The sequence below is a fragment of the Nitrospira sp. BLG_2 genome, from assembly GCF_049222245.1.
The window spans coordinates 1-13888 of sequence record NZ_JBLYIG010000528.1 but is presented as its reverse complement, the minus strand read 5'-3'; the positions used below and the strand labels follow the sequence as shown (position 1 = coordinate 13888).

Below are 13888 nucleotides of genomic sequence, written 5' to 3'. Positions count from 1 at the left end.
GATGCTGCTAGCCGCAATCGAGAGCCGTTGGATCAAGACCCTGTCCTTCTCGCGTCTGCTGGGACTCAATGTGGTTGGAGGAGGCATCCATCTATGCGGCGACATGATCGCGCTTTGGCCGCTCCACATCCTCTGGCCATTTAGCGACCATGATTTCGTCCTCAAATGGACCAGTGAATTCGATTATGTTGTGTTGGGGGTGGTAGTCATGGCGACCGGCTTATCAGCAACGGATGGCTTGCAGCATCGCGCCCCTTGGATCATTGTCGGGGGATTTCTCCTTCTGATAACCTATTTCATGTTCATCCCAGGTTGGGGAGCGGCCTGAATGCGGTTTCGCATGAGATAGTGCCATTTCGTGCGGCAAGCTGATGCTCGACACGTGGCAATCGGTACTGCGGATCAATGGGATGAGCCAGGCGAGCACACTATGCATCTGACGTTGGTCCTTGTTGAAATTCGACGACATACGATGACTGCACATCGCATTGAGATAAATGCGAAAGTGATGATGAGGAAGCCTGCCTTTCGGGCACGGCATGCTCGTGGAGCTGATCCTTCGAAAACTCAGTGAACGGGCGATCGAAGCCGACATCCTGGATGCTCCCCTCAGTCGGCCCAAGCCGATATCCAAGCCGCCATACTGATGTAATTGTTCCTCCACGTATCTCATAATCTTTGTCTTTTGTCCGTTGACGTCTCCTAGTTGGCTGAGCTACAACATCTATATTGATGTTGCATGAGTCTGGAATTCACGATAGAGTTCTATGAGACAGTCGGAAGGCATTGCCCCGTTCAGGACTTCCTGGACATACTTAAAGCCACAGACCCGGGTGACTTTGCGTCGGTGCTGGCGGGTTTGGCGAAGTTGCGCAATCCGCAGTATCATCGGGAGCCGTTGTCGAAAGCGCTGGGAAAAGGGCTGTATGAGTTGCGGCACGTGGGTAAGCTGAACACGAGGGTTCTATGGTTTTTCATGCAGCGTCGCCGAATCGTTGTCGTGCACGGCATCAGGAATAAAGGTCGGACAATTTCGTCTCGTGATCTTGAAACGGCTCAAGACCGGATGCGTGACTGGCGAAGCAGGATGGGAATATGAAGCAGACGAATTTCGATCGGTATCTCAAAGAGCAGTTGGATGACCCGGAATTTGCCCGCCGGTTCAAAGAAGCGGGAGAAGCCTGGGAGGTGGCGCTACAGATTGCTGCACTACGCCAACAGGCTGGGTTATCGCAAAAGCAATTGGCTCAGCGCGTAAAGACCTCGCAGCAGCAGATTTGTCGCTTGGAATCTCCGGGCTATGAGGGCCATTCGCTCAGTATGCTGCGCCGGGTGGCGAGGAAACTTCATGCTCGCGTACGCGTCATCTTCGAACCTGACGATTCCACTGTCCATGTGGCTGAGCCCTTGGCCCGCTATCGCACGGCGCGCACACATCGGCGTCGAACAGGATGACTATGGCGCTTGGATGCTGTCCATCCGTTTGACCAAACGGCATGTGTCCACCGCCGGGCTTTATCGCCGGAGAAACGCGATCCAGCGCCACAAGTTGAGCAAACTCGCGAGGGAGGCCGCGACATAGGTCAGCGCGGCAGCTGTGAGAATGCTGCGCGCGCCCTGCTCATCGTCAGGCGTCAGGTACCGGCCTTGACGGAGAACGGGGAGGGCTCGTCTGAAGCTGGCGTCCCACTCGACGGGTAACGTGACGAGGTGGACCAGTGTGGAGATCCCCATCGTCGCCATGCCGGCCATCATGACGACCACGCTCGCGACCGGCGTGCGGGCCACGGCTGCCGCAACCGGAATTCCCATCATCAGCAATGCCCCGGCCTTCTCCGCGCCCTGCGCGACCTTCACCAGCTTTGTGCGCTCGGCGAGCGGCTGGTAACCCAGGTGGTCTTGAATGGCGTGCCCGACTTCATGGGCGGCGATCGTGATGGCTGTGAGTGATTTTCCATCGAAGATCGCGGGCGTGAGGCGGACCGTTTTGGTGACTGGGTCGTAGTGGTCACCCCTCTCGGTCGGTTCAACTTTGATGTGCGGCATGTCGAACCGATTGAGCAGGTGCCGAGCCAATTCACCTCCGGTGCCCGGATAGTCGTCACGGGGCGCACTATGCCTGGCAAATACCCGTCTGGTCCAGAGTTGCGGCCCGACAAGGATCAGGGCGACCACGATTACGAGTAGGATGAGACGCACCATAGTATCCTGATTTCTCCACCACGCTTGCCGGGTGAAGCACCCGGCCAAGGCTCTCCCCACAGGCTAACACAATTGACGACAAGAACCGAAAGATCGACTATCGACCTCCGATAGCCACATTGCCTCAGGAGGAGTTCCGGATGTAGAAAAGGTACCGGGATCCTTCCTGAGTAGCCCATATGCGTGATGCATGAACTCCAGGTATGACGTCATCGTCGTCGGCAGTGGACCGGCCGGCGCTTGCGCGGCGTGGCGTCTGGCGAAGGCGGGAGTGTCTGTCGCCGTACTCGAGAAGGCCGCTCTGCCTCGGTACAAGACTTGTGGAGGCGGTCTCGTTGGACGGGCCATGCAGGCATTGCCAGTAGAAGTGCGCCAGGTAATCGAACAGGACTGCTATACTGCGCGGCTGAATATTCTCCCTGCAGGCTTATCGTTTACGACTCATCGACAGATGCCCATCGTCTCCATGACGATGCGGTCGCAGTTTGACTTCGCGATTCTGTCGGCGGCTCAAGAAGCCGGAGCTGCCGTTCACCAACGCTGCGCTGTAGAAAACGTCTCGTTCCACGGTGACTTCGTCACGCTCGCCACAAGCGCAGAGTCGATGCGCGCCAAATTCATCGTGGCAGCCGACGGGGCGATCAGTACGGTCGCTCGGAAAATGGGTCTGGCCGACGGACGTATCCTGATTCCTGCCCTCGAGTACGAAGTGACAATGCCCCATGACCGGTTGGACAGATTTCACGGAACCGCGAGATTTGATGTCGGATTGATTCCCCACGGGTACGCCTGGGTTTTTCCAAAAAAGACACACCTGTCGATTGGGGTCTTGTCGATGGCGCAGCGGGAGAGGGATCTGAAGGGCGCAATGGCGCGCTATCTCGACCTACTCGGCTGTGGGGCCCTGGCGCAGGTCGAACGCCACGGCTTCGTCATTCCCAGCCGACCGCGACGAGGACCGTTCGCCGAGAGGCGCATCCTGTTGGTCGGTGATGCCGCCGGTTTCGCCGATCCCGTCACCGGGGAAGGCATTTCGTTCGCCATTCGCAGCGGCCTGCTAGCGGCACAAGCCTTGATTGATGGGCAACTTGACGAGGAACTCGTACGGAATACGTACAACGGCTCGGTGACAGAGTCGATTCTTCCTGAACTGCAAAGAGGCGGATGTTTGGCCCGACTGCTGTACACTTTTCCGCGCATGAGATGGTGGGCGTTTTCCCAACACGGACAAATTCTCAGCGAAGCCGTGACGGACGTGATGGCCGGCAAGAAACAGTATCGAGACCTGACGTTCAAGCCTCGAACCCTGCTCCGGCTGCTATCGCCAAGATGGTTGAGGAATTCGGCCTACAGGCCTGCTCGTCCCCACGATGACCAAGTCTGATACAAGGCCGAGCAGAGACGCCATCATCGAAATCAAAAGCGCATGGACAATCCTGCGATCACATGATGCGAGTCGTAGGTAGTCTTGAATGCTTCAGTGGCGAGAGTCGGCGTGGTGTTCTGATACTCCAATTCGGTGGTGAAGTGCGTAAAGCGATATTGCGCGAATGCTCCGATCCGTTTCGTGATCATGACGGTCGCTCCGGCGTCGACTTTGGCGCCGACGGACACGTCGGTGGAGCTTTGTCCGCCCGGCTGGACAAACGTGTTCTGCCCCGCGTAGGTAATGAACAGCGTCGGCCCAGCGGCGATGAACGGCTGCACGCGCCCATGGACGAACTGTTCGTCTCGGAAGAGCGGGAGACGCAAACGGAGCACATCGAAGCCGATTCCCCATGCAGGCAAGCTCCAATGGGCGAATTGTGTGGTAGTGCCTCCGCCACCGGTCACGCCCACCTGTTGCCCTGGAGGGGTCTTGAGGTGGAAGAAAAAAACGTCCAGCCCGAATCCAAGCCAGTCCATCTTCTCTTTGTCTAGCCAGTACCCCGCACGGCCACCAGCCGTCCAATTGTTGTGTACGTCGAGGTCTTGGTAGGTCGTCGTGGTTCCCAACGAGCTATTGACGGTCAGGTCCGTGTTTGAAGTCCAGACAGCCCCCGCATAGGCATCACCGTACCATTCAGCTGCTCCCTCGTTTGGATATACCAAAATCCCGATACATAGCGTGAGGCCGAGAACGCCGATAGCCATTCGACAGATCATGATCGTGCTCTCCTGTTGAGTAAACCGTCTTGGCCGTCATTACATAACGGATGCAGCTTCTTGGCCAGCATTTTTAGGTTTTCGATCGTGGACTTGGGACACGCGTGACGTACAGTTTAGAGGAGTTGGGATGCCGGCCTATCTATTGAGAAATTGTCGGAGGACGGGTCCAAGGACCGAGCGGTGGTGGGGAATCCATGACTTGCGACCTCGTGAACCCGGAGACCTTTGACTATCTTGTCGGAGATTGATCGAGAGATATAGAGGACGTCGTCCCAAGAGCCTTCGTTATGTCGGAGTTGTCCGTATCCTCACCGGCCCGCCGGTTTGATTTGCGTCAATACTCCCGCTGAATCCACCTGGGCCTCCACGGACTCTCCCATATTGATCACCGATTGCACATCGGTGGCGTTTGTAGACTTGAGTATCACTTCATGGCCGTCAGATTGCCGCACGACGTAGGTATCGCCTACAATGGACAACACCTGTCCGATGATCGTCCCGGGCCCAGACGGCACGGACCGCACTTGGCTGGGGTCGATCAACGGTCTGCCGGGCTCTCCGGTGCCACGATTGCCGGGCCCCAATCGAGGACCCTGCTCGTCAGGCCGTCCCCCGGTCACCGGGCTCTTCCCACCGCCCGGCGCAATGGTCGACGGCTCGTTCGCCGCTTGACTATCCATAGCTCCGGCTACGACCACCATGACGGTGATTCCCATGATGCCAATCAATACGCTGCGCATAGCGACTCCTTCCCATATCGTGTTCTTAGTGTATGGCTGTCGAGCTTAATCGAGGGCTGGGAAGAGACCTAGGCTTGGTCGTTCGCCAGGAGGATGGCCTGTTAAAGAACTTCACAGAGTGTCGCCCTGGCCTGTTTCGCGTGTGGCGGTAGCCTTAGGTGGGTGGGCTTCCCTACCGAACCCCAGTGCGGTATTCTCCCCGGATACAGAACCGAGAGGAGTATAGACTGAACCTCCGGATTATCTCCTTCATGTCCCGCACCCTTGGCAGATCTTCTTATTGCATGGCCATCTGTCTTGTGACATGTAGTGGACTGTGGGCTGGGTGCGGCACCGCTCCTGTGGTGCAGTCGGGTCGTGATGGTGAGTCACCGGCTGTTTTTTATCAGTTGGCGGGCCTGGAGGTAGCGTCGGATCGATTGTATGAGTCGATCGTGGACCAAGCCGATGTGGCGGGATTCAGCCATCAGCTGGAAGTCGAGTCTGATCTCGCTCGTCCGTTCGCTCCATCGGAGATGGAGCTCATCGCGCAGTCGTTTGCACGGGCGCTCAAAGCCATGCTGTTTAATCTGGCCCCGGCAAATTTCTGGGAGCATCATCTCGCGCAATATTATGTCGCAACGTTGCCGGCCACAGAAGCCGGGCGGTTAGTCGATGGATATGAGAGGGAAGTCCTCATCCCGACGTCGAGAGTGCAGGAACTCCGCTGGAATTTTGTGAAGGACCGCCTGCCGGACCTATTGCCGTTGGTACGAGCACGGTCGCATCTGTTCCAGATCTCGAATGAGGCGATGGCACCGGCGCTTTTGCCGGGAGACCATGTGATTGCGCACATAGCTGTGTATCGCGCAGCCGAACCGCAGCGCGGTGATGTCGTCGTCTATCGCTATCCGGACGAGAACGGGACACTCTTTCTCCACCGTGTGATCGGGGTTCCCGGCGATCGGATCGACATTCATCATCAAGTAGTCTCTCGGAACGAAGAAGCTGTGACCGAACCCTATGTGCAACATACTGACCGATCCAGCATGGCCGGAAACGTCCGTGATAATCTTGGGCCGGTGACCGTGCCTCCCGATGCCTATTTCGTCTTGGGTGACAACCGGGAAGAGAGTCTGGATAGCCGCTTCTTGGGGCCGATCAGCAAGGAATACATTCTGGGGCAGGCGGTGTTCGTCTACTGGTCGGTCGATCCCGCCACGAGGACTCCTCGCTGGGATCGTCTCAATCAACAGGTGCGTTGACCGTGCCGTGGAGCCTCGCGGGGTCGGTGATGCCGAAAATATCAGTGTCATATCCACGTTGACTTGCCGCAATGGATCCAAGATGAAGGGCGCTTGCTATGACGTCTACGCCGCCCATTGACGTGACTTGAGTGGAGTTTCATCTTGCTCGGAATATGTAATCCCTTGCTTGCCGTTTCCTCGATGCTGCTGGGAGGCGCGGCTGCCTATGTCATCCTCAGCATCGCCGAACGGATGCGCGCGCCAGATCAAGACCCGGTCAAGGTGCGATGGCTCACGATCGGTGCCGTCGCAGCCGGCCTTGAAATATGGGCCATGCACTATATCGGTAATCTGGCGTTCTGCCGTTCGGTCTCGGCAACCCAGGACTCGGCGCTCGCCGTTCTTTCTCTTCTGTCCGCCGGTGCGACAGGAGCCGTAGCCGTGTACATCATCAGCAGCCATGCCGACAGTCGAATGCGGCTCGTCTCCGGGGGAATGCTGATGGGGGCCTGTATGGCCATGACCCATTTCACCAGCATGTTGGCCGTCCACCAGCCGATCGATCTCCAGAATGACGCGCTCCCTTTTGTGCTGTCGATTGTGGGGATCGTGGCACTGAGTATCATTGTCCTCGGACTCGGTGCCTGGAATATCGCGCACGGAAACTGGCGGGTGACGGAAAAGGCGACCGCCATGGGATTTGCTCTTGCAGGGACCCACCTCATCGGGATGATTCCAACCTACAGAACGTACAGTATGTCCGACATGACGACCGTTGCTCCGCCGCCGGGAATCGAAGTCGATCTCCTCGCGGTGGTCGCCGTATCGCTCTCGACCCTCCTGGCCATCATCGATCGGCAAGTGACGGCGGCATCAAGCCTGGCGCGCGAGAGCCATGCCCGGATGATCGAAGCCATCGAGAGCGTTCCCCAATGGTTTGCGCTGTTTGACTCGGACGACCGCCTGGTCATCTGCAACCAAAAATATCGCGAAGCGGTCTCAGGAATCGGCAATGAAGTGCAACTTGGCGACTCGTTCGAATCGATCATTCGCCGTGTGGCCGAACGGGGTGATGTTCCCGCCGCGATCGGGGATGTCGAATCGTGGATACAGAAGCACCTCGACATGCATCGCAATCCTCAGGGCCCCTATCTTCAATACCGTTCCAGCGGCGAGTGGCTCCAGATTCACGAGCGGATGACGCACGACGGCGACATCGTCGCCATCGCCACCGACATTACGGCCTTGAAACGCGCAGAGCAGGCTGCCGAGGATGCCACAGCGCGTTTAGCGGATTCGCTGGCGTTGGTGGAGGCGGCGAAGGCCCGCATGCAGGAAGAGCTGAATGTCGGCCGGGATATTCAGCTCAGTATGCTTCCGCGCGTCTTTCCCGCTTTCCCGGATCGGAAGGAGCTGGAGCTTTATGCGGTCCTCGAACCGGCTCTGGAGATCGGAGGCGACCTCTATGATTTCTTCTTGATCGATGATCATCGGCTCTGTTTCGTGATCGGAGACGTGTCGGGCAACGGAGTTCCTGCCGCGCTGTTCATGGCCATGACCAAAATCATGGTGAAGACTCGGGCATCATCGGATCCCTCGACCGCCAGTATCGTCACACATGTGAACGACGCGCTCAGCGCGGAGAACGACAGCTGCATGTTCGTCACCCTGTACCTGGGCATCTTGAATCTCCGGGACGGCACGCTCCTCACGACCAACGCGGGCCATAATCCTCCGCTGCTCAAGCGACGGGATGGGCGGTTTGAGTGGTTGACGGCCCAAGACGGGCCTCTCGTCGGCCCCATGTCGGGCATCGTTTGCAAGGAGAGCCTCTTCCAGTTGGGTCCCGGAGATGAGCTTTTCTTGTACACCGATGGGGTGACCGAAGCCGACAATAGACGGCGCGAACTGTTCGACAAGGATCGATTGAAAACGGTTCTCGACCAATCCAGGGCCGCCTCGGTCGTCGATCGCATCGGTGAGGTCATGAAAGCGGTGAAGGCCTTCGCCGGTGACGCCCCGCAGGCCGACGATATCACCATATTGGGGATACGGTATCTCGGGATCGCCCCGTCCGATGTGGCGGTGAGGGTGTTTCGTCAATCAATGCTCAACCGATTGGCGGCCATTCCCACGATACAGACGGCTTTTGAGCGGTATGTGGCGCAATGGGAACGAGCCAAACCCTTGATCCCCACACTCAACATGGCGCTGGATGATCTGCTCAACAATGTCGTGCAGTATGCCTTCCCGGGTGATCCGGCGGAACACACCATCGTGGTGGAAGGCGAAGTGCGCGATGAGTGCGTGGTTCTGACCATTACGGACGATGGGACTCCCTTCAACCCCTTGACGGTCGCCACGCCTGACTTGTCGCTGCTCCTGCATGAACGCGAGATCGGCGGTTTGGGAATTCACTTGATTCGCTCGATGTTTGATGAGGTAACGTACCATCGCAACGTGGGACACAACGTTTTGACAGTGAAAAAGAAGTTCGTATCTGAACCGTCCGCCTCTATGAGACGTCCCGATCGGACCGGAATCAGGGCGTTCGAAAGGGAACGGAAACCGCCACAACCGGACCAACACCTTAGGAGCACCGCAATGAGTGTCACATCACATCGAAGTGGTGACGTGATGATCGTCACCCCGCAGAACCGCTTCGACACGAACAGCGCACCGGAGGTCGAGCGTATCCTGATGGAGCATATCGAGCGTGGGGAACGGAAAATTGTCCTGGATCTCTCCAAAATCTCGTACATTTCATCCATTGGACTGCGGGTGATCCTGAAAGCCGTGATGACCATGAGCCGAACAGACGGGAGAGTCGTGCTCAGTGGAGGGAACGATCACGTCAGAACGGTGCTCCAATTGAGTGGGGCGATGGTGATGAGCCTCCATGCCCCCACGCTTGAAGACGCCATCTCGAAGGTCCGCGAGATTCGCTAATACCGCCGTTCGATCGGCCGAAACACAGTGCATCGTCGGCGCGTCTTGGATATCGTTCGGATGGAATCGCGAACATATCGATGGTATGATGGGCGCGCTGGAGCGGTAGGGGAGTCGACTCGACTCGAATAAGTCGGCCGCTTTGAAAAAGATTATTGGAGAAGAGGCAAAGAAAGAAGGAGTGCACCCATGGACCAAGAGACCCGACACACGTTGACGGTGACCTCTCGCGAGAACGCCGGAATCACCTTCGTCAAGATGCAGGGCAGCCTTTCCGCCACCACCGCCGAACAGGGAAACCAGGAAATGAAGAGGATTATCGATGCCGGCGCGAAAAAAGTCGTCATTAACCTGGCTGATGTGGATTACATCAGCAGCGGCGGCATCCGGGTCCTTATTCTGGCTGGCAAGCAGCTTAACAATGTTCAAGGCCAGATGAAGATTGCCGCTGCAAAAGGGATGGTCAAAGAAGCGCTTGAGGCAAGCGGCTTTAATCTGCTGGAACGCGTGTATGGCGAGAACATCCAATTATGTCGCACGGAAGAAGAGGCCGCCGCCGCCTTTAAAGGCTAGATCGCATTCCCATGAATATAGTTGCCTCCACGATCAATGATAATTAGATTCCCATCTCACTCGGCCAGTATGCCGGGGACGCATTTCCGCCTCACAATCGGTTGACACCAGCCCTCTTCTTCCCTTACAAAGACCCCGTTTATTCGCGTGTGTCATCGAGGACATGTTCTGATGGATGTACCTTCCGGCCCCCCAGACTCCTTTACGCAAAGTTGTCGAGATCTTGTCCGTACCTTCACATATGAAGACATCTTGGGCTGCACCATCTATGCGGCACCCATGATGTTCATGATCGGTCCTGCTTCCATTGTCGCCAACGAATCCCCCATCGCTATCGTCGTTCAGAGCCTCATAGGCTTTGTGCTCAGCTGGGCAGTCCACCGTATGGGACATCGCCTACTGACCGCTCTCCCCCAAGCACCCTGCCGTCTGTATGTCTCGCCGCTCCGGTGCTTGCCCCTGAAACTGACCGTGACGCAATTTCTATGGGTAATGGAGTCGATGGTCGGCGCGGCAGTGCTCGCCGCGGTCGTGGGGAAACGGTTGCTGCATGCCACCGACACAGTCGGACTGCCGGGCGGCTTGAGTCTCATCGCGGCCGGATGCATATTGTATTTTGTACCTGTGTATCTTGGACGGCTTTGGATCCGGCACTATTATCCTGCCATGACGCTCGTGGGTCCGACCGAAGAGGTCATCAACACGTCGTTTCCCGGGATTCGGTCTCTCTTCACATTCACGCGACGCACGGATTGAGACCTCGTCGGGGTTCTCCTAGTAGAGAGGGATGCCTGCCTTCTCTATGATGATGTTTCTTCAACTTTTCTAGGGCAATTCCATATGAGCGAAGCACTCCATATTCGAACGGCCGCCGAGAAAGAGATCGTCGATTTGACCGATCGGCTTGAGACGGTGATCCGGCAGGCGAAGATCCAGGAGGGCCTCTGCGCCATTTTTGTGACGCACACCACCGCCGCGTTGACCACCGGGGAAATCGGGGAAGGGACCGACGATGATCTCCTGGAGGTCGTCGAAGAGATGATTCCTCGAATTCGTTTTCAGCATGCGCATAATCCCGCGCACGCCTGGTCCCATATGGCCTCGTCGATTCTTGGACCGTCGCTGACGGTTCCGGTATCGGCCGGAAAGCTGGTGCTCGGCACGTGGCAATCGGTGATGCTCGTCGAACTCGATGGCCCGCGTGAACGGACCGTGCACGTCACCTTGATACCCGGTTGAGGGAAGACGCGAAGTCGGCCATCGGCTTCGGCGGATTCCTGTTCTTCTGAATCCCCCCTATCTCCCGCACTTGTGTTGAACCGTGTGGAAGAGTAGCCTGACCTGAGCTGGGTGATGTCGAAAGACCAGCCAGAATGACCGGCCATTCGAGATTTTCATCGCGCCCCATGCCCCATGACGCTCCCGACAAGAGCACATCTTCCCGAGCAGGGGCTCGACGACTCATCGAGCAGACACCGAAGGCGTTGGCCGGATTGGCCGTCATTACTGGAGTGGCATATCTGGCCGGATCGATTTACACGAAAGCTTATTTCTCTGAATTTGGAGCCTCGTGGATCTTGGAAGAGGTTCCGGCGGCGATCTATTTTAATCAAAGCTGGGTACCGCTGTTGCTGATGCTCTACTTCGGGTATCTGGCGACGACGAATCTCGCGGTGATCGGGAATCAAGACGTGACGGCGAGTTTTCAGTTCAGGCTCTCCGTGATTTTGGTTCGGTACGGTTCATGGTTCCTGCTCTCTCTCTTAGTGATAGTCCCGCTCCTGAGCATGTTCGGCTATGTTATCTCGGCTATCGTTCTGTCGATTATTGGTGTCGCCGCGCTGCTGCTCTTGTTCAGCTCTGCGCTCGAGCTGGTCGTGGTACAGCTCACGACAAGGGGCCGGCTCATTGACCAGTCGATGACGTATATCGCATTCGCCGCCATTGCCGCCGGTCTCTACGTGGTCCCTGCGCAGCTAGGCCTGAATTGGGCGCGCGTCGATAAACAAACGACATCCTCATTGCTCACCGTGTATCTGCATCATGATGCCGAAAAGGAATATCGGCTGCTATTCTCGGTGGGGGAACGCCTGTACGTGTTTCCGGCGACATTCGAAGGGGTCCATCCTCCGGTCCACGCGACTGCCATTGCCGATGTCAGCCTCGTACCCCCTGCACGATACAAAGAGTAGCGCCACGCTCTTCCGCACGGTACGGCAATCGGGTGATCAACTTTCAGTCTTTATGAAGAATTTTTCATCTCCCTCTAATGATCCTTTTATGTTTCAGGACTATAAGATGATACCAGGATGAACGCATACTATGAACGCTTGAGTCATGAGGCTCAAAACGACGGTCAGGCGATATCTACAAGGAGGCCGCGCCATGAAGGAAGTGATAAAGGGACTGACTGTATCCACCTCTGTGATCCCAGCTCCGGTGAGACGAGGACCCCAACGGTTGTCACCGAACCATCTTTTGGAATTGGTCACCCGGTTGTGTATCTTCAAGGCTGAACGTTGGGGACGCCGGGCGCTCTTTTACGAACAGCACCGGGACTATTTCCCCAGATTATCCGCCGGCCGGTTCGTGAATCGATGCCGTGAGTTGGAAGCGAGGTACCGAGCACTCGCACAAATGATGTTCCTTATTCCGGCGGAGGATCGGCTCATTCCAATACGCGCATTGGCCCTGCCGAAGTCATAGAAGCAATAGGTCTCTTTGTTCGACGGCGTCGCACAGAAGATGACCCATACCGATCACAATGTCGCCTGTATCCGGGCGGGTGGACGCCGAGCGCCTGTCCGGAAGCAATCCTCAGATACACTGATCCCTGTCCGACGGACTGAGGATCGATTCCTCCTCCAGTACTTAGTTCAAAACTGTTGATGCTCGCCGGTCTGCTCGCGACCTTCTCTGAGGATCCATTCCGATCGATCTTGCACTACCGCCACATTCAACGTAACATCCAGCCTCCTGTGAACAGTCGTTCCACGACCATCGACGGCAGAAAGGCGTTGAGCACCATATGAAACATGGCCCATCCTCAGAGTCTACTATTCCGACCGTAACAGGGTTTTCACCCGGCTTCGCCGCCTTAGGACTTGAAGCACCGCTGCTCGCGACATTGGAAACGCTGGGCTACGAAGAACCCACCCCCATCCAGCGCGAGGCGATTCCTCCGCTCCTCTCGGGCCGGGATCTGCTTGGACAGGCGGCGACCGGCACCGGCAAAACCGCCGCCTTCGCATTACCCATGCTGCAGCGAATCGGCCATGCCGCGAGAGTACGTCCGTCCGCACTTGTGCTCGTACCGACCCGTGAATTGGCGATCCAAGTCGGGGAAGCAGTGCAGCGGTACGGAAAAGAATTACGAGTGAGCGTATTACCGGTGTACGGTGGACAGGCGATCGGCCCGCAGTTGCACGCCCTGAAGCGTGGTGTCGACGTGATCGTCGCCACACCCGGTCGAGCCCTGGATCATATTCGCCGTGGCACGCTGAAACTACAGGAGGTGAGGACCGTCGTATTGGACGAAGCGGATGAAATGCTTGACATGGGATTTGCGGACGATTTGGATGCGATCCTTGCCGGGACACCTAAGGCTAAACAGACCGCCCTCTTCTCAGCGACAATTCCCCAAAGAATCCGCGCGATCGCGCACCGGCATCTCCAGAATCCGATCGAGATCACTATCGCCAAAGAACCGGTCAAGGCCGGCACGGCCCCGCGTGTCCAGCAGACGGCGTATATCGCCGCGAGGCCGCATCGGGCGGCGGCCCTCGCCCGCGTCATCGAGGTGGCAGGCGCGAACTCCGCGTTGGTTTTCTGCAGAACCAGACTGGAAGTCGATGAAGTGACGGCAATGTTGACGGGCCGTGGTCATCGAGCCGAGGCCATTCACGGCGGCATGAGCCAGGGGCAGCGTGACCGTGTCATGCAGGCCTTCAAGGCCGGGCAAACCGAATTACTGGTGGCGACTGATGTCGCGGCACGCGGGCTGGATATTCCGCAGGTATCACACGTGATCAACTACGACTTGCCGTCCTC

15 protein-coding genes are annotated in these 13888 nt (G+C 57.2%); 12 read left to right on the top strand and 3 right to left on the bottom strand.

Features of this window, described 5'->3' with window-relative positions:
- The 3 genes from ACOSYY_RS14180 to relB form a co-directional block, all read left to right on the top strand.
- On the top strand, window positions 1–328 hold a 328-nt coding region (locus ACOSYY_RS14180; RefSeq protein WP_421663173.1), incomplete at its 5' end, for a hypothetical protein.
- A gap of 411 nt (window positions 329–739) precedes the next feature.
- A complete protein-coding gene (locus ACOSYY_RS14175; RefSeq protein WP_421663172.1) occupies window positions 740–1099 on the top strand; it encodes a type II toxin-antitoxin system RelE/ParE family toxin in 360 nt (119 codons plus the stop codon).
- Window positions 1096–1455, top strand: a complete 360-nt coding sequence (gene relB, locus ACOSYY_RS14170; protein ID WP_421663170.1) for a type II toxin-antitoxin system RelB family anti-toxin — start codon at window positions 1096–1098, stop codon at window positions 1453–1455. The genes ACOSYY_RS14175 and relB overlap by 4 nt, the downstream gene beginning before the upstream one ends.
- 60 nt (window positions 1456–1515) lie before the next feature.
- On the opposite strand, the gene ACOSYY_RS14165 is transcribed toward relB, so the two are convergent.
- The gene (locus ACOSYY_RS14165) at window positions 1516–2202 is read right to left on the bottom strand and encodes a zinc metallopeptidase (RefSeq protein WP_421663169.1); all 687 of its coding nucleotides are present in this window, start codon (window positions 2200–2202) and stop codon (window positions 1516–1518) included.
- Between the two features lie 190 nt (window positions 2203–2392).
- Between ACOSYY_RS14165 and ACOSYY_RS14160 the strand changes: the two genes are divergently transcribed.
- Entirely contained in the window at window positions 2393–3586 is a 1194-nt protein-coding gene (locus ACOSYY_RS14160) for a geranylgeranyl reductase family protein (RefSeq protein ID WP_421663168.1), read from the top strand.
- A gap of 32 nt (window positions 3587–3618) precedes the next feature.
- Here ACOSYY_RS14160 and ACOSYY_RS14155 read toward each other — a convergent pair whose 3' ends face one another.
- Both ACOSYY_RS14155 and ACOSYY_RS14150 read right to left on the bottom strand, forming a co-directional pair.
- A complete protein-coding gene (locus ACOSYY_RS14155; RefSeq protein WP_421663167.1) occupies window positions 3619–4347 on the bottom strand; it encodes an outer membrane protein in 729 nt (242 codons plus the stop codon).
- A 311-nt stretch (window positions 4348–4658) separates the two neighbouring features.
- Window positions 4659–5090 (bottom strand): hypothetical protein, encoded by a 432-nt coding sequence (locus tag ACOSYY_RS14150; protein ID WP_421663166.1) that lies wholly within the window; start codon window positions 5088–5090, stop codon window positions 4659–4661.
- A 284-nt stretch (window positions 5091–5374) separates the two neighbouring features.
- Here ACOSYY_RS14150 and lepB point away from each other — a divergent pair, with 284 nt between their 5' ends.
- The 8 genes from lepB to ACOSYY_RS14110 form a co-directional block, all read left to right on the top strand.
- A complete protein-coding gene (gene lepB, locus ACOSYY_RS14145; protein WP_421663165.1) occupies window positions 5375–6334 on the top strand; it encodes a signal peptidase I in 960 nt (319 codons plus the stop codon).
- Window positions 6335–6478: 144 nt separating this feature from the next.
- Window positions 6479–9265, top strand: coding sequence for an anti-sigma factor antagonist (locus ACOSYY_RS14140; RefSeq protein WP_421663164.1), 2787 nt, complete (start codon window positions 6479–6481; stop codon window positions 9263–9265).
- A 189-nt stretch (window positions 9266–9454) separates the two neighbouring features.
- Window positions 9455–9838, top strand: a complete 384-nt coding sequence (locus ACOSYY_RS14135; protein WP_421663163.1) for an STAS domain-containing protein — start codon at window positions 9455–9457, stop codon at window positions 9836–9838.
- Window positions 9839–10090: 252 nt separating this feature from the next.
- Entirely contained in the window at window positions 10091–10594 is a 504-nt protein-coding gene (locus ACOSYY_RS14130; RefSeq protein ID WP_421663162.1) for a hypothetical protein, read from the top strand.
- Between the two features lie 84 nt (window positions 10595–10678).
- Entirely contained in the window at window positions 10679–11077 is a 399-nt protein-coding gene (locus ACOSYY_RS14125) for a secondary thiamine-phosphate synthase enzyme YjbQ (RefSeq protein ID WP_421663161.1), read from the top strand.
- 167 nt (window positions 11078–11244) lie between these two features.
- The gene (locus ACOSYY_RS14120; protein WP_421663160.1) at window positions 11245–12030 is read left to right on the top strand and encodes a hypothetical protein; all 786 of its coding nucleotides are present in this window, start codon (window positions 11245–11247) and stop codon (window positions 12028–12030) included.
- Window positions 12031–12223: 193 nt separating this feature from the next.
- Window positions 12224–12544, top strand: coding sequence for a hypothetical protein (locus ACOSYY_RS14115; protein ID WP_421663159.1), 321 nt, complete (start codon window positions 12224–12226; stop codon window positions 12542–12544).
- A 322-nt stretch (window positions 12545–12866) separates the two neighbouring features.
- Window positions 12867–13888, top strand: a 1022-nt coding sequence (locus ACOSYY_RS14110) for a DEAD/DEAH box helicase (protein WP_421663158.1), incomplete at its 3' end; no start/stop codon positions are given.

Excerpts from the sequence above, each read along its gene's own strand:
- ACOSYY_RS14160 (WP_421663168.1), top strand. The coding sequence starts at position 2,393 with ATGAACTCCAGGTATGACGTCATCGTCGTCGGCAGTGGACCGGCCGGC.
- relB (WP_421663170.1), top strand. The coding sequence starts at position 1,096 with ATGAAGCAGACGAATTTCGATCGGTATCTCAAAGAGCAGTTGGATGAC.
- ACOSYY_RS14120 (WP_421663160.1), top strand. The coding sequence starts at position 11,245 with ATGCCCCATGACGCTCCCGACAAGAGCACATCTTCCCGAGCAGGGGCT.
- ACOSYY_RS14135 (WP_421663163.1), top strand. The coding sequence starts at position 9,455 with ATGGACCAAGAGACCCGACACACGTTGACGGTGACCTCTCGCGAGAAC.
- ACOSYY_RS14115 (WP_421663159.1), top strand. The coding sequence starts at position 12,224 with ATGAAGGAAGTGATAAAGGGACTGACTGTATCCACCTCTGTGATCCCA.
- lepB (WP_421663165.1), top strand. The coding sequence starts at position 5,375 with ATGGCCATCTGTCTTGTGACATGTAGTGGACTGTGGGCTGGGTGCGGC.
- ACOSYY_RS14175 (WP_421663172.1), top strand. The coding sequence starts at position 740 with ATGAGTCTGGAATTCACGATAGAGTTCTATGAGACAGTCGGAAGGCAT.
- ACOSYY_RS14165 (WP_421663169.1), bottom strand. The coding sequence starts at position 2,202 with ATGGTGCGTCTCATCCTACTCGTAATCGTGGTCGCCCTGATCCTTGTC.
- ACOSYY_RS14150 (WP_421663166.1), bottom strand. The coding sequence starts at position 5,090 with ATGCGCAGCGTATTGATTGGCATCATGGGAATCACCGTCATGGTGGTC.
- ACOSYY_RS14125 (WP_421663161.1), top strand. The coding sequence starts at position 10,679 with ATGAGCGAAGCACTCCATATTCGAACGGCCGCCGAGAAAGAGATCGTC.
- ACOSYY_RS14155 (WP_421663167.1), bottom strand. The coding sequence starts at position 4,347 with ATGATCTGTCGAATGGCTATCGGCGTTCTCGGCCTCACGCTATGTATC.